This is a genomic window from Fundidesulfovibrio sp. YSD1 (assembly GCF_055397115.1).
In genome coordinates this window covers 3,192,684-3,206,878 of record NZ_AP043666.1, presented here as the reverse complement: position 1 = coordinate 3,206,878, position 14,195 = coordinate 3,192,684, and the positions used below count along the sequence as shown (strand labels likewise).

At 68.6% G+C, this 14,195-nt stretch carries 13 protein-coding genes; 5 read left to right on the top strand and 8 right to left on the bottom strand.

Annotation, left to right across the window (positions count from 1 at the left end; all coding sequences use genetic code 11):
• Positions 1–367: 367 nt before the first annotated feature.
• From ACZ5V4_RS14930 to ACZ5V4_RS14920, 3 genes are read left to right on the top strand one after another with little or no spacing between them, the layout of a single operon-like run.
• Positions 368–952, top strand: coding sequence for a zinc/iron-chelating domain-containing protein (locus ACZ5V4_RS14930; protein WP_464315662.1), 585 nt, complete (start codon positions 368–370; stop codon positions 950–952).
• Positions 945–3,245, top strand: a complete 2,301-nt coding sequence (locus tag ACZ5V4_RS14925) for a penicillin-binding protein 1A (protein ID WP_464315661.1) — start codon at positions 945–947, stop codon at positions 3,243–3,245. Before ACZ5V4_RS14930 ends, ACZ5V4_RS14925 begins: the two co-directional genes overlap by 8 nt.
• Before the next feature lie 13 nt (positions 3,246–3,258).
• Complete coding sequence (locus tag ACZ5V4_RS14920; protein ID WP_464315660.1) at positions 3,259–3,630, top strand: hypothetical protein; 372 nt, start codon at positions 3,259–3,261, stop codon at positions 3,628–3,630.
• Between the two features lie 317 nt (positions 3,631–3,947).
• Here ACZ5V4_RS14920 and ACZ5V4_RS14915 read toward each other — a convergent pair whose 3' ends face one another.
• The 8 genes from ACZ5V4_RS14915 to ACZ5V4_RS14880 all read right to left on the bottom strand — a co-directional run bounded on the left by ACZ5V4_RS14915 (position 3,948) and on the right by ACZ5V4_RS14880 (position 11,284).
• Positions 3,948–5,048, bottom strand: coding sequence for a DUF1786 domain-containing protein (locus ACZ5V4_RS14915; protein ID WP_464315659.1), 1,101 nt, complete (start codon positions 5,046–5,048; stop codon positions 3,948–3,950).
• Positions 5,049–5,633, bottom strand: coding sequence for a hypothetical protein (locus ACZ5V4_RS14910; RefSeq protein WP_464315658.1), 585 nt, complete (start codon positions 5,631–5,633; stop codon positions 5,049–5,051). It lies immediately after the preceding gene.
• Positions 5,634–5,636: 3 nt separating this feature from the next.
• Positions 5,637–6,101 (bottom strand): hypothetical protein, encoded by a 465-nt coding sequence (locus ACZ5V4_RS14905; protein WP_464315657.1) that lies wholly within the window; start codon positions 6,099–6,101, stop codon positions 5,637–5,639.
• 5 nt (positions 6,102–6,106) lie between these two features.
• Complete coding sequence (locus tag ACZ5V4_RS14900) at positions 6,107–6,760, bottom strand: CBS domain-containing protein (RefSeq protein ID WP_464315656.1); 654 nt, start codon at positions 6,758–6,760, stop codon at positions 6,107–6,109.
• A gap of 71 nt (positions 6,761–6,831) precedes the next feature.
• On the bottom strand, positions 6,832–9,030 hold the full coding sequence (locus tag ACZ5V4_RS14895) for an ATP-binding protein (protein WP_464315655.1): 2,199 nt from the start codon (positions 9,028–9,030) through the stop codon (positions 6,832–6,834).
• A gap of 7 nt (positions 9,031–9,037) precedes the next feature.
• Complete coding sequence (locus ACZ5V4_RS14890; protein WP_464315654.1) at positions 9,038–10,168, bottom strand: ABC transporter substrate-binding protein; 1,131 nt, start codon at positions 10,166–10,168, stop codon at positions 9,038–9,040.
• A gap of 203 nt (positions 10,169–10,371) precedes the next feature.
• A complete protein-coding gene (locus ACZ5V4_RS14885) occupies positions 10,372–10,524 on the bottom strand; it encodes a hypothetical protein (RefSeq protein ID WP_464315653.1) in 153 nt (50 codons plus the stop codon).
• Positions 10,525–10,822: 298 nt separating this feature from the next.
• Positions 10,823–11,284, bottom strand: coding sequence for a hypothetical protein (locus ACZ5V4_RS14880; RefSeq protein ID WP_464315652.1), 462 nt, complete (start codon positions 11,282–11,284; stop codon positions 10,823–10,825).
• Positions 11,285–11,595: 311 nt separating this feature from the next.
• Here ACZ5V4_RS14880 and ACZ5V4_RS14875 point away from each other — a divergent pair, with 311 nt between their 5' ends.
• On the top strand, positions 11,596–12,744 hold the full coding sequence (locus ACZ5V4_RS14875; protein WP_464315651.1) for a 3-dehydroquinate synthase: 1,149 nt from the start codon (positions 11,596–11,598) through the stop codon (positions 12,742–12,744).
• The gene (gene eboE / locus ACZ5V4_RS14870) at positions 12,741–13,916 is read left to right on the top strand and encodes a metabolite traffic protein EboE (protein ID WP_464315650.1); all 1,176 of its coding nucleotides are present in this window, start codon (positions 12,741–12,743) and stop codon (positions 13,914–13,916) included. The genes ACZ5V4_RS14875 and eboE overlap by 4 nt, the downstream gene beginning before the upstream one ends.
• The last annotated feature ends 279 nt before the right edge of the window (positions 13,917–14,195 follow it).

Sequence of the window (14,195 nt, the reverse complement as noted above, 5' to 3'; positions counted from 1 at the left end):
AGGTTCAGTCGGAATGCGTCGCCACTTGCCTCACCACTGCCGAGGGCCGAATTACGACTCTCGCTTGCGCCCGTCAACAGAAAAAATCACCCGGCAACCCGCGCCAGCCGCCAAAATGACCGCGAAATGGGCGTGAGATTGCTAAATTTTTCACAAGATTACAGGCGCCCCAAGGACCCACTCGTGGCTAGAAAAAACATAATAGCGCGGATTCACTGAACTCACCGTCCCCGACCTGCCCGCTCGGAAGCGGACGCCGCCGGAAACGCGAAACCGTCTCGGCTATTCTCGCTGGGGGGGCTTTTCCGGTTGCCAGCAGCGCCGTCCGGTCATAATTGAATAGCCGCGACAGGACGCTCAAAAAGCCATGACACTCGAGAACTCGACCGACGCCAACGTCTGCGCGCGCTGCGCGCGCTTGAACCCAACGTGCTGCCGCCTGACCCCGGGCCAGGAGGACCTCTGCTTCCCCGTGTCCGAACTCGAGCGCCAGCGCATTGTCGAATACGGCCCCAGGATGTGCGGGCTCACGGGCGCGCCCAACTCCAAGGCCTTCCTGACCAACATCATGCGGCTCTTCCCGCGCGACCGGGCCGCGCTGGCGGCCGTTTTCCCGCCCCACGGCGAGCACCTGCGCCTGGCCACCCTGCCAAGCGGCGAGTGCGCCTTCCTGGGGCAGAAAGGCTGCATCCTCCCTCGGGAAGCCCGACCCTATTATTGCCGTCTGTTCCCGTTTTGGGTATCGGCAGGGGCCGTCACGGCCTTCGACGCCAAGGGATGCCTCGCGTGCGACGAGGGCCGAGCGGTGAGCGGCATGCTGCCGCTTCTGGGCATGACTCGATCCATGGTCCGGGAGTTGCACGGGCGTATGCGCATGGCCTGGGGACTGGCCCCCGGCGAGGGCGGAGACGAACCCGGCAAACAGCCGGCCAGAGTGGGAAACGATGCGTAAATTTCTGCTTTTCTTTGCTATCTTCATCGCGCTGACCATCATCGGCGCGGGCGTGGGGCTGGTGGGCGTCTATTTCTGGGCGGCCAGCGATCTGCCGGGATTCAAGAATCTTACCGAATACAAGCCCCCCGTGGTCTCCACGGTCTACACCCACGACGGCAAGGTGCTGGGCAACCTGTTCGCCGAGAAGCGCTTTTTGGCCTCGCTCGGGGACATGCCCGCGTTTCTGCCCAAGGCCTTCCTGGCCGCCGAGGACGCCTCCTTCTACCAGCACGAGGGCGTGGACCCCTTCGCCATCTTCAGGGCCTTCGTGAAGAACCTGAAGACCGGCGGGGCCAAGCAGGGCGGGTCCACCATCACCCAGCAGGTGGTCAAGCGCCTGCTGCTCACGCCCGAGCGCACCCTCAAGCGCAAGATCAAGGAAGCCATCCTGGCCTACCGCCTGGAGCGCTACCTGACCAAGGACGAGATCCTCACCATCTACCTCAACCAGATCTACCTGGGCTCGCGCGCCTACGGCGTGGAAGCGGCCGCGCGCACCTACTTCGGCGTGCACGTGGGCCAGCTCACCCTGGCCCAGGCCGCCGTGCTGGCCGGCCTGCCGCCGGCCCCCAGCCGCTACAGCCCCCTCAAGGACTACGAAGCGGCCAAGACCCGCCAGAAGTACGTCCTGGGCCGCCTGCTGGAGCTCGGCTGGATCAGCCAGCAGGAGCACGACGCGGCCGTGCGGGAACAGCTCGTCTTCAAGAGCATGGAGGAATCCACCTGGGGCGTGGGCGCGTACTACCTGGAGGAGGTCCGCCGCTGGCTGGTGGACCGCTTCGGCGAGGATATGGTCTACACCGGCGGGCTCAAGGTCTACACGGGCTGCGACCTCACCCACCAGGACGCGGCCGAGAAGGCCCTGAAGAACGCCCTGGTGGCCTCATCCAAGCGCCGGGGCTGGAAGGGCACGCTCGACTCCCTGCCGCCGGACAAGTGGAAGGATTTCCTGGCCCAGGACGCGAGCCCCGACGATTTCGTGAACGGCCAGTGGGTCAAGGCCCTGGTGGCCGAATCGAACAAGAAGGGCCTGGTGGTCAAATACGGCAGGCACACCGGGCTGGTGGACGCCAAGTACCTGGGCTGGACGCGCGGCAAGGGCCCCAAGGCGGGCGACGTGGTCTGGGTGTCGCGCCTGCCAGAGGACCCCAAGGCCAAGAACAAGCCCGTGAACGCGCCCAAGGCCGGGGAGGACCTCATCCTCCAGCAGGAGCCCGACGTGCAGGGCGCCATGGTCTCGCTGGACCCCAAGTCCGGCACCGTGCTGGCCTGCGTGGGCGGCTGGTCCTTCGAGAAGAGCCAGTTCAACCGCGCCACCCAGGCCCTGCGCCAGTGCGGCTCGGCCTTCAAGCCCATCGTCTACTCGGCGGCCATCGACGAGGGAATGACCCCGGGCACCCGGGTCATGGACAGCCCCTTCGTCTACGAGGACCCCATCACCCACAAGGTCTGGAAGCCCGAGAACTACGAGGGCGGCTTCCAGGGCGAGATGACCCTGCGCGCCGCCCTGGCCAAGTCGCGCAACCTGGTGACCATCCGCGTGGCCCAGCAGATCGGCATCCAGAAGGTGATCCAGCGCGCCAAGGACATGGGCATCGAGTCCGAGCTCGGGCCCTACCTGCCCATCTCGCTGGGCGCCGGGGCCGTGCACCTGATCAACCTCTGCCAAGCCTACACCGCCTTCGCCAACGGCGGCGAGACCGTGAAGCCGCGCTTCGTGACCAGGGTGGAAGGCCCCGACGGTCAGGAGCTCTTCGCCTCCGAGCCCGAGCACAGGCAGGCCATGTCGCCCCAGACGGCCTTCATCATGGCCAACATGCTCAAGGAGGTCGTGCGCGCGGGCACCGCGGGCAAGGCCATGGCCCTGGGCAGGCCCGTGGCGGGCAAGACCGGCACCACCAACGACGAGCAGGACGCCTGGTTCGTCGGCTTCACCCCCTACCTGCTCACCGGCGTGTACCTGGGCTTCGACCAGGTGCAGCCCATGGGCAAGGGCGAGACCGGCGGCACCGCCGCCCTGCCCGCCTTTGTCGAATACCGCCTGGCCGTGGAGCAGGCCTACCCCGCGCAGGACTTCCAGCAGCCCGAGGGCATCGTCTGGGCCAGCGTGGACGGCGTTTCCATGCCCTTCAAGGAGGGCCAGGAGAAGAGCGCCTTCGCGGGCATCATCGGCGGCGAGGGCAACGTGAACTTCTCCGACCCCAACGCGCCCCTGGCCACGGGCGAAGACCTGCTCAAACAGATGTACTGATCGGGAGCACCAGATGCAGACGCAGCCCGCAATCGCCAAGGTCCTGGACATGATCCGCGAGACCGCCCGGGACATCCGCCGGCTGGAGGCCGAGGGCCTCGAGGCCCTGCACGAAAAAGGGGACAAACAGGCCCACCGCTTCAAGATGATGGAGAAGTGCGAGCTTTTGGCCGACATGCAGGACCACGCCGAGCCCTACCTCAAGGGCGACGACCCCGTGACCGCGCAGCTGCGCCAGGGGCTCAAGGACTTCGCGCGCAGGGCCAACATGGCCCTGGACCTGGAGAGCATCTTCTTCATGTCCGCCCTGCTCTACCCCGACGACTACCAGGACGGCGAGCCCAATGACCTGGAGCGCTTCCTGGCCAGGTTCGAGAAACCGTAAGACGAACAGAGCTCCGCCCTGGAACCCGCCAGGGCCTTGCCCTGGACCCAGCAGAGGCAGTGCCTGCCCCTGCACCCGGCGGTAGCTTCGCGGGCTTCACCGCCCACTTGAACTACATCGGCTTAATAATCGAAGGCCCTTTGCCCCGCGCGAGCGCGGGGCAAAGGGCCTTCGAATTGTTCAATAAATCAAACTCGTCGCCGCTTGCGGCGACGGCGGTCCGCCGGGATAAGCGCCGCCTTGGGCGCGCTCCCGGCGGCATCTCTCGCGCTCCGGCCGCGCCCTGCCCCTTCGGCCTGCCGGTGAAGCCCGCGAAGCTAAGCGCCGGGGTCCGGGGGCAGGCATCTGCCCCCGGCGGGTGCAGGGCGGAGCCCTGCCGGGTCCAGGGCAGCGCCCTGGCCGGACCTCGCCTGCCAGGCCTTGAGCAGCCCGAAGCACCCTGTGAGCATCATGTCGCCGCCGGGCGCGGGGAAGTGCGCGTCCATGCCCGCAAGCTCGCTTCTCCTGGGCCCGATCACGTAGGTCTCCGCGAAGTCCGAGGGCATGTCCCGCACGGTGCAGCCGTGCCCTCCCCCGGCGAAGACCTCCTCGCAGGCCATCTCGCCGCGCCGGAAGCGCGCGAGCTGGGTCTCAAGCGTCAGGCGGTCCACCATGCCCGTATGGTGCTCGTACACTCCCGCCAGTTTGCCGCCGTGCACCAGGAGCCCCAGCACGTGGCTGTTGCCCATGTTCACCACGAGCGCCCCGCGCTCGTTTATGCGCTCTTGCGTCTCGCGGTCGAAAAGCACGCCCAGCGCGGCGGCCGGGCCGGTGTCCATGACGGGGCCGCCGCCGGTCGAGCGCTTGAGCGTGGCCAGCCGGGTCAGCTCGGGCGGCACGTCCTCGTAGAGCAAATCCTCGAGCCTGCCCGTGGAGCCCGCCAGGAAGCGCTCCCAAAGCTCGAAGCGCCCCAGGCGGCTGGAGCGGCCCGGGTGGCTGCCGTGGTCCTGGGCGCAGGCCAGGACCATGTCCGGCGGCTCGAGCCCGGCCTGGGCCAGGAGCGACTGCCAGAACCCCGGGTCGTAGTCGGCCAGGTGCACGGGCACGTGCCCGCGCGGGCAGTCCTCGCTCAAGGTGACGCCGTGGCGCGCGGCCGAGGGCGGGTCGTCGGTGATGGCCAGAGCCGCCTCGGGGTGCGCGGACACGGCCAGCCCGGCGGCCACGTGCTCGCGCAGGGCGCGCAGGAAGCCGCCGCCCATGTTCACGCCGCAGAGGTGGATGGGGCGCCCCGAGGCCGTCAGGGCTTTGATGCGCGCGGCCACCATGCGCGCGGGCGAGGGGATGACGAACTTGGGGCAGTTCTCCAGGGACCTGTCCGCCAGCCAGTACAGGGCGTCCTGGGTGCCGCTGCCGACATCCAGGCAGAGGATCGAGCGCATCTACTTCCCTCGTTTCACACCGTGCTTGAGGCTGGCCCCGGGATCGGAACCGGTCATGATCCGGCGCAGGAGCAGGAATTCCGGGTCGGGCACGCGCGAGACCAGGCGGTTGGCGGCGTCGCGCACCTCCACGGCGCTGTAGAGCGGCACGAAGGACTTGCCGTCCCCCGTGAAGCCGAACTCGGCCGCGTAGAACACCTGGGCCGCGTCGGAGCCCGCGCCCAGGTTCGCTGCCTCGCCCGGGAGCTCCATGGCCACGCTGAGCAGAACGGTGGGCGAGACGCCCTGCCCGCGCGAAATCCACTTGGGCTTGTCCTTGAACCAGCGGTAGCCCGCGATGGCCTGGCCCAGGGTCACGCCCGGGCGCACCTGGGGGAAGGTCCCGTTGGCCACGGCGTCGATGGCCTTGTCCCCGGTGCGGCTCGGGGCCACGGCGACCACGCCCGAGGGCGCGCCCTTGCCCGCGGCGTCCGGGCCGAAGGAGCCTCCGGGGCCGATGAACGCCGCGCCGAACACGGCGGAGAGCGAAAGCGCGGCCACCAGCCAGAGGATGGGGTCGCGCAGGATGGTCAGGACTTTCGCCATGGCCTACTCCACGGGGCAGGGAAGGTTCTTGAACACGTAGCTTATTTCGCCGGTGCCGCGCGCCTGGTCGAAGAAGGCCAGGATGTCCACCTGGGTCCCCGTGAAGGCGAGCATGCCCCCGGGCATGGCCCCGGGCTGGCCGTGTTTCTTGGCCAGTTCCGCCAGAACGGCGTCGAAACCGGCCTTGCCGCGCATCTCGATGTCCACGGTGTAGAGCTGCTTGTACATGAAGAGGTACGTCACCGAAGCCACGGGGGAGCCCATGAAGTGCAGGTCGTCCCCGGGGCGCTTGCAGCGAAGCCCCTCCTCGGAGTCCAGCTCGCAGGAGAAGGACGCGTCCGGGACGAACTCCTTGCCGAAGGGCACGCCCCTGAAGTCGCGCGGCTCGTCGCGCATGGCCGCCGCTGCCGGGAGGGCGGCGGCCAGGGCCAGCGCGACGGCGAGAAACAGGGCCAGGGCCTTCCGCATGTCTGTCAGCTCCATTCGCGGGCGAAGTTCCCGGCGGACTCCAGGGCGTAGCCCCTGGCCTCCAGGCCCTTGCGCACCTCGGTGTCGTCGGCGGCGTCCACGCGGATGACAACCATGCGCCTGCCGTCGTGGAAGAAGGTGCTGGTGGAGAGGATGCTCACGCCGAGCGACGCGATGACCTCGGCCACCTCGCGGATCACGCCCTTGCGGTCCTGCACCTCGAACACCAGGCGCGACCCGCCGAGCTTGAGCCCCATCTCCTCCACCAGGACCTCGAGCATCACGGTGCGGTTGATGTAGCCGATGAGCTTGCCCGCCTCGTCCACCACGCCGAGGCCCGCGAGGTTCTTGTCGTGCATGATCTGCGCAGCCTGCTCGATCTCCATGGAGGGCGGCACGGTGATGATGTCCTTGCGCATGACCATCTCCACGGTGAGCTTGGAGATGAGGTACAACGCCTCGTGGCGCTCCAGGGTGGAGAGCATGGAGGGCAGCGCCGCGGTGAGGTCCTCGTGGCGGACGTAGCCGACGAGCTTTTCCCCGTCCTTGACCAGGAGCATCCAGTACTCGTCCTTTTCGAGGATTTTCTTGGCCTCGGCCAGCGGCGTCTTCGGGGTAACGGGGTGGAAGTCCTTGAGCATCTTCAGGCCGACGTACATGCGATCCTCCTGGGATCAGAAGTGTGGATGGACCCTTTTAACCGGTATGCGCCCGATATGGGAGATTTTTTTCAGCCCGCGCCCGAGGCGCACCTGCTCACGGGCAGGCGGATGGCGAAGCGCGCGCCCTCGCCCGGGCGGGAATCCAGGCGGATGGAGCCTTTGTGCATGGTCACGATGATGTAGTAGGAGACCGAGAGCCCGAGCCCCGTGCCCTGGCCCACCTCCTTGGTGGTGAAGAAGGGCTCGAACACGCGCTCGCCTATTCCGGCCGGGACGCCGGGGCCGCTGTCGCGGATGGATATCTCCACCTCGTCGCCCACGGGCCGCGCCTCGATCCAGAGTTCCGGGGGCCTCGTGGGGGCGGTCTCGGTCATGGCCTGGGCCGCGTTCTTGAAGATGTTCAGGAGCACCTGCTCTATCTGGCTGCGGTTCACCGGGGCCTGGGGCAGGTCCGGGGCGTAGTCGCGGTGCACCTGGATGCTCTTGAAATCGAGGCGTTTTTTCAGCTCGTAGTCGTTGGCGGCCAGTTCCAGGGAACTCTCGATGATGTCCACCGGATTCATCGGGAGGTAGCCGGAGGTGGAGCGGCGCGAGAAGCCCAGCATGTTGGAGACGATCCTGCCCGCGCGCGCCCCCAACTCGCGGATGTTCTCCACCAGCTTGAAGATGTCCCTGCCCTCCAGGTAGGCGCGCACCGCACCGAGGTCCACCCCTGCCTCGCGCGCGGCGTCGCGGTTGGCCGGAAGCTCCGGGTCCAGGCGGCGGGTCAGGTTCTGGGCGGACATGAGGATGCCGCCCAGGGGGTTGTTGATCTCGTGGGCCATGCCGGCGGCCAACCCGCCCACGGTCATCATCTTCTCGGTGTGCACCATCACCTCTTCCATGCGCGTGCGCTCGGTGATGTCGTCGATGCGCAGCACCACGCCGTGGCTCTCCCCGGCGCGCAGGGGGTAGACCAGCACGTCCACGATGCGGCGTCCCACCCCGAAATCCAGGGTCAGCTTTTCCCACTTCACCGGCAGCCCCGACAGCGAGGTCTGCTCGATGGCGGGCAGGATGGGCGCAAGAAGGGGCACGGCCTCGCCCAAAGGCCTGCCCAGGGCCTGGGCGGGGTCCACGCCCGTGAGCTTGCGGGCCTCGTCGTTCCAGTTCTCGATGCGCCCCTCGGCGTCCAGCGAGGCCAAAAACGACGGCATGGCGTCCACCACCGAGGCCAAGCGCTGCTGGCTGAGCACCAGGGCCTGCTCCCTGGCCTTGAGGTTGCGCGCCATGGAGGAGAAGCTCTCCACCAGCGGCTCGAACTCCTTGAAGGCCGGGTTGATGGCCACGTCGTAGCGCCCCCCGGCCAGGGAACCGGCCTGGGCCGTCAACTCGGCCAGGGGCCTCAGCAGGCGGGACTGGAAAAGCAGCATGGCCAGCACGGAGCAGATGCCCACCACGGCCACCCCGCCCAGGGTGTAGGAATAGAGGTCCGTGACCGAGGCGTAGGCGTGCGAGGCGGGCTCGAAGACCACCACCCGCCAGCCCACGCCCTGCACGGGCGAGACGCTGAGTATCCCCGGGACGCCGCCGGACACGGCCTGGCCCGCCCGCTCGCCCTGGTTCTCCCCTGCGATCGGGAGCAGGCTCTCGCGGCGCAGCGCGGCCTCTGGGTCGGTGTGCCCGATGACCACGCCGCGCGCGTCGATCACCGCGATGAATCCGCCGCCCCGGGGAGGCAGGACCCCGGCCATCCTGGAGAGCTCCTCGAGGCTGAGTTGCATCACCACCACCCCGTCCCCGTAGGCCTGGGCAATGGTCACGGCGGCCTCGGAAGTCTGGGCCGAGATGAAGGAATCCGAAAAGACTGGCCCGGTGGCCTCGATGGCCAGTTGGAAATAGGGCTGGGAGGAATAATCGAGGCCGACCTCGTCGGGGTTGTGGGGGGCCACCGCCCGCACCCTGCCCTGCCTGTCCAGCACCTGCACCACGTTCAACACTTTGGTGAAGTGCATGATGTCCTGGATGGTGGAGGCCAGGCGCTCGCCCGCGAGGCCCTTTTCGAGCAGGATGAGGAGTTCGCGCATGGTGTGGGCGGGCTGGGCCACGGCGTTGCCCACCTCCCCGGCCAGGGCGTGGGCCAGGGCCAGGTTGCGCTTGGCCACGTCCTCGCGCATGCGCTCCGCCACGCGGGAAAAGACCGTGAACTGGAGCCCCACGCCGATGAACGCCAGGAGGACCAGGCCCGCGAAGAGCCTTACCCTGAGGCTCGTGTATCTGCGGCTCATGGCGTGCTCACCTCTTGGTCTTCAGGCGCCCGTCCTGGATGCCGATCAGGTGCATCGGACGGGTAACGTCGCCCGTGCCGTCCAGCACATAGCCGCCCTGGAGACCGGGGCGCTGGCCGAACCCCAGGATGATCCGGGCCAGTTCCCATCCGCGCGCGTCGGGACTCATGGCCAGCGCGTCCGCCAGCAGGAGCACGGCCTCGTAATTGTAGACGCTGGCATAGTCCGGCTCCCTGCCGAAGCGCCCGGCGAACTCGGCGGCGAAGGCCAGGTACGCCGGGTCCACGCTGTCCGGGTCGAAGGGCACCACGGACTCGAGCCCTTCCACTGCCCCGCCGCCGTTCTGGATGAGTTCCCGGGCCACACCCCACGTGGAGCTGAACAGGGGCACGCGCGGGTCCAGCATGCGCAGCCGCTGCGCGGCCAGGGCGCAGTCCAGGGGGCTCGCTACGAGCGCCACTCCGTCCGGTTGCCTTGCCAGCACGTCCGCCGCCAGTTTCTGGAAGGCCGGCTGCGTGCGCGAATCGTATTCCACCACCTCGAAGCGCGTCCCTCCCGAAGCGAGGAACCCTTCGCGGATGTTCGCCACGGCGGAATTCGTATAGGAAGCGTTGGCTCGGTCCGCCAGGGCCACGGCCGCCCCCAGGCCGCGCGCCTGGGCCATGTGCTTTCCGAGCGCGAAGGAGACGGAGGCGGTGGTGGGGATCAGGCGGATGAACAGGTCATCTTTTCCGGTGAGGTCGTCGGTGGCGACCGTGGGGCTGACCAGGAGCGCCCCGGCCCGCGTGGCCGCGTCCAGCATGGGCTGGGCCATGGCGCTGGCAAAGGGGCCGATCACGGCGCTTGCTCCCATGGCGTGCAGGCTCTTCACGGCCTCGCCGGCCGTCTCCGGGTTGAACCCGTCGTCCACGACCACCAGTTCAAGCCGCCTTCCGGCCACGCCGCCGCGTGCGTTGACGTGCTCCACCGCGAGCACCGCCCCGTCGCGCCCGGACCCTGAAAGCGCGGAAAACTTGCCGGTAAGGCAGGAGACGTACCCCAGCACGACGGGGTCGCGGCGGTTTTCGAGGCGCAGGTAGGCCAGCGCGCCCAGGGCGGCGAGGGCGAGCAGCAAGCCAGCCAGGACCATGCGTTTCATGCGTTTCTCCGTCCCCGGGCGGGCCAGCCCCGGAAGCGCGGCGCACCGGGCCGCCTGCTCCGGGCAGGCGCAGCGCGGGTTTGCTCACCTTCCGCATACGCCCGGGAGCCGCAGCTGTCAATTTAACCAACAATTTCCAGGAACAAGAACGGGGTGGCGCGGCGCCCGCCCCGAAAGGCGGGGAGGGGTGCGCGTGGGGAGGGTCAACCGAGCCAGGTGAGGCTGTAGATCCTGGCGTAGAAGGTGGTCATCCGCTTGGCTCCGGCCTTGCCCAGGCCGATGTCGCGGAGGCGGCAATAGACGTGGGCCGGGTTGAGCATGTGCTGCAGGTAGTTTCTGAGAAATCGCGTCATCATGACCGCCTCCAGCCGGCAAAGCCGGACTTCCGGAAAAAGACATGCATTCCGCATGCCGGGCCTTCAGGAAAACGACCCTCTCCCGGACCCACTGGCCTTATCGGTCCGGGCGGTAAAAGTGTTTAGCCCGCCGCGCCCCGCCCGCCGCCTCGCGGCCCTAAGCCCCCTCAATGCCACGTAAACCCGGGAACCGGCCCGGGACGCCGTTTTCCAGGTTCGCCCGGGCGGCGCGCGCGGGCATCCCGCGCGCGCCGTTTATCATCGCTCCCCCGCACCGACGGGGGAGGAAATTGCCCCGCTACTCGGTCTTGGCCGTGGCCGGCTTGCCCGTGGACGCGGTGGCCTTGGCTTCCTTGGCGTCCTTTCCGGCGGTGACGGCGTCGGTGGCCTTTACGGTGTCGGAATTCTTGACGGGCGCGGGCTTGGCCGTGGCCGCGTCCTTTTTCTCCAGGGTGGCCGGGGCCTTGGCCGCGTCGGCGTCCTTCTTCTCCGTCACGGCCGGAACCTTGGCCGCTTCGGCGGGCTTGGCCGCGGAGGCTTCCTTCTTCTCCAGCGCGGCCGGAGCCTTGGCGTCCTTGTTGTGCTTGAGCTCGGCGGCGGCAGCGGGCTTGGCGTCCAGCGCCTTCTTCTGGGAAGTCGCGGGAGCGGTCTTTTCCACCACGGGTTCCGCATCGTTCTTCACGGCCTTGTCGGACGCGAAGGCGATGGGAGCAGACAACAAGAGCACGCCAACAACACCGGTAGCAATGATGCGATTCATTGAAAAACTCTCCTGGATTCTATTGTTGCATCGTTTTTCATGGCCCACTGCGGGTCACGCGTTCACGATGAACACTGTAAAGCATCAAGCATGCCAAGTGCCGGCACCCCGGAAATGGCCGTTTTACGGGCATCGCCTCGCCAAGTGCATGGCCAAAGTACGGTTTTTGCCGCTTTCCCCTCCCGCCGAGTACGCTTTTTGCGCGCGCCCGCGACCGGCGCGCGAAGCTCCCCGAGCCGGGAGCCAAGCTCCACCCCGTGGCGCCCCGCGCGATTGACTGCCCGGCGCGCGCCGCCTACAAACATTGTCGCATGACCAGAACCATCCGCCAGACCATCGCCGTCAGTTTCGACTTCCCCGTCATCTTCACCCGAGGCGCCCTGGACCGGGACAACCCCGCCCTGGCCGGGCTCCTGGAGCGGGCCGGGCCCGGGCCGCACCGCGTGGCCGCCGTGGTGGACTCCGGCGCGGCCGAGGCCCTGCCCGGGCTCGCCGGGCGCGTGGACGAACGCCTCGCGGCCCTGCCGGGCGCGGTGCTGGCCGCGCCCGCGCTCACCGTGCCCGGCGGAGAGCGCGCCAAGGCCGACCTGGGCGTGTTCCGGGCCGTGCTGGACCACATCTTCGAGGCCAGGCTCTGCCGCCAGTCGTTCCTGCTGGTCCTGGGCGGGGGCGCGGTGCTGGACGCCGCCGGGTTCGCGGCGGCCACGGCCCACCGGGGCGTGCGCCTGATCCGCATGCCCTCCACGGCCCTGGCCCAGAACGACGCGGGCGTGGGGGTGAAGAACGCCGTGAACTTCTTCGGCCGCAAGAACTTCCTGGGCACGTTCGCCCCCCCCTTCGCGGTGCTGAACGACTTCGCCCTGCTGGACGCCCTGCCCGGGCGCGAAAAGCGCGCCGGGTTGGCCGAGGCCGTGAAGATCGCCCTGATCCGCGACAACGCCTTCTTCGAGCGCCTCTTCGCCGACCGCGCGAAACTGGCCCGCTTCGAGCCTAAGGCCTACGAACACTCCATCGAGCGCTGCGCGGAATTGCACCTGGAGCACATCGCCACCGGCGGCGACCCCTTCGAGTTCGGCTCGGCCCGGCCCCTGGACTTCGGCCACTGGAGCGCCCACGCCTTGGAGGAGGCCACGGCCGGGACCGCCCACGCCCTGGGGCACGGCGAGGCCGTGGCCATGGGCGTGGCCCTGGACAGCGCCTACTCGAACCTCGCGGGCCTGCTGCCCGGCGACGCCCTGGAGAAGGTGCTGGCCATCCTGCCGGACCTGGGCTTCACCCCCTGGCACCCGGCCCTCGAAGCCCTGGACATGCCCGCCGCCATCGAGGCCTTCCGGGAGCACCTAGGCGGCAGGCTCTTCCTCAGCATGCTCACGGGCCTGGGCTCGCGCGTGGAGATCGGGCAGGTGGATTTCTCCCTCATGCGCCGCGCCGCGCACATGCTCAGGGAGCGCTTCGCGTGAGCCGCCATCCCGTCACCTACTGCACCAACATCCACCCCGGCGAATCCTGGGCCGAGACGCGCGCCAACGTCGAGCGCCACACCCTGGCCGTGAAGGCCAGGCTAAGCCCGGACGCCCCCTTCCCCGTGGGCCTTCGCGTCTCGAACCTGGCCAGCCGCCAGGTGGACGAAGCCGAGGCCCTGGCCTTCAGGCGCTGGCTGGACGAGAACGGCCTGTACGTGGCCACCGTGAACGGATTTCCCTACGGCGAGTTCCACGGCCGCCCCGTGAAACAGGACGTGTACCTGCCCGACTGGCGCGACCCAGAGCGCGCGGCCTACACCTTGCGCCTGGCGGGCCTGCTGGCCGCCTGGCTGCCGGACGGCATGGAAGGCTCCATCTCCACGGTGCCCCTGGGGTTCAGGCGCGGGTTTCCCGAGGAGCATTTGGGCCCGGCGCTCGAGAACATGCGCGAGGCCCTGCGCGGACTCGCGGAGCTGGCCGGGCGCACCGGGCGCTTCATCCGCCTCTCCGTGGAGCCGGAGCCCGCCTGCCTGGTGGAGACCACGCCCGAACTCGTGACGCTCCACGAGCGCCTGGACCTGCCGGACGCCCTCGCGCCCCACTTCGCGGCCTGCTACGACTGCTGCCACCAGGCCCTCCAGTACGAGGACCCGGCCTGGTCGCTCGGGCTGCTCGAGCGAAGCGGCATCGCCATCGGGCACGTCCAGGTCTCCTCGGCGCTGCACCTGCCCTGCGGGGAGCTCGGGAAACTCTCGCGCTTCGACGAGCCGGTCTACCTGCACCAGAGCGTGGCCCGGGCCGACGGCGGGGAGCTTACCCGCTTCGACGACCTGGGCGAGGCCATCCGCGCGGCGCGCGCCGCGTGCGCCGGGAGCGGCGAGAGCGGCGAGGCCAAAGCCCCGGAAGACGCCCGGGGCGTGGCCGGGCGCGCGCGAAGCTGGCGCGTGCACTTCCACCTGCCGGTGTTTCTCAGGACGCTTCCCGAATGCGAAACCACGCAGGACTTTCTGAGCGCGTTTCTGCCCCTGCTGCCCGAGGACACGCCGCTGGAAGTGGAGACCTACACGTTCGGCGTTCTGCCCGAAGAGCTGCGCTCCGGGTCCGTGGTGGACTGCATCGTGCGGGAGATCGAGTGGGTGGAGGCCTGCCGCGCCGGCGACGGGGGATAAGGGCGGCAGAACGCGAGAAAACCCGGACGGGTGCGCCGGGGCAGGCGCATTCCAGCCTCCGGCGGCCAAAGGGCTCTCGCCCTTTGGAATCCCATGCGGGGTGTCGAAGGGATACGGGCGATTTTGCGCGGAAGTGGAATTCCCGGCGGGAATGAAAAAAGCCTCCCGAAGGAGGCTTGTTGACTGCAAAATTGCGGGAAGGGACAAAAGAAAAGATTTGCTGGCGCGATAGCCGGATTGCCGGCAGCCTCCCCTACCTTCAGGTGTGGCTCTTAACTT

Coding starts and splice junctions, on each gene's coding strand:
- ACZ5V4_RS14930 (WP_464315662.1), top strand. CDS start 368: ATGACACTCGAGAACTCGACCGACGCCAACGTCTGCGCGCGCTGCGCG.
- ACZ5V4_RS14925 (WP_464315661.1), top strand. CDS start 945: ATGCGTAAATTTCTGCTTTTCTTTGCTATCTTCATCGCGCTGACCATC.
- ACZ5V4_RS14920 (WP_464315660.1), top strand. CDS start 3,259: ATGCAGACGCAGCCCGCAATCGCCAAGGTCCTGGACATGATCCGCGAG.
- ACZ5V4_RS14915 (WP_464315659.1), bottom strand. CDS start 5,048: ATGCGCTCGATCCTCTGCCTGGATGTCGGCAGCGGCACCCAGGACGCC.
- ACZ5V4_RS14910 (WP_464315658.1), bottom strand. CDS start 5,633: ATGGCGAAAGTCCTGACCATCCTGCGCGACCCCATCCTCTGGCTGGTG.
- ACZ5V4_RS14905 (WP_464315657.1), bottom strand. CDS start 6,101: ATGCGGAAGGCCCTGGCCCTGTTTCTCGCCGTCGCGCTGGCCCTGGCC.
- ACZ5V4_RS14900 (WP_464315656.1), bottom strand. CDS start 6,760: ATGTACGTCGGCCTGAAGATGCTCAAGGACTTCCACCCCGTTACCCCG.
- ACZ5V4_RS14895 (WP_464315655.1), bottom strand. CDS start 9,030: ATGAGCCGCAGATACACGAGCCTCAGGGTAAGGCTCTTCGCGGGCCTG.
- ACZ5V4_RS14890 (WP_464315654.1), bottom strand. CDS start 10,168: ATGAAACGCATGGTCCTGGCTGGCTTGCTGCTCGCCCTCGCCGCCCTG.
- ACZ5V4_RS14885 (WP_464315653.1), bottom strand. CDS start 10,524: ATGATGACGCGATTTCTCAGAAACTACCTGCAGCACATGCTCAACCCG.
- ACZ5V4_RS14880 (WP_464315652.1), bottom strand. CDS start 11,284: ATGAATCGCATCATTGCTACCGGTGTTGTTGGCGTGCTCTTGTTGTCT.
- ACZ5V4_RS14875 (WP_464315651.1), top strand. CDS start 11,596: ATGACCAGAACCATCCGCCAGACCATCGCCGTCAGTTTCGACTTCCCC.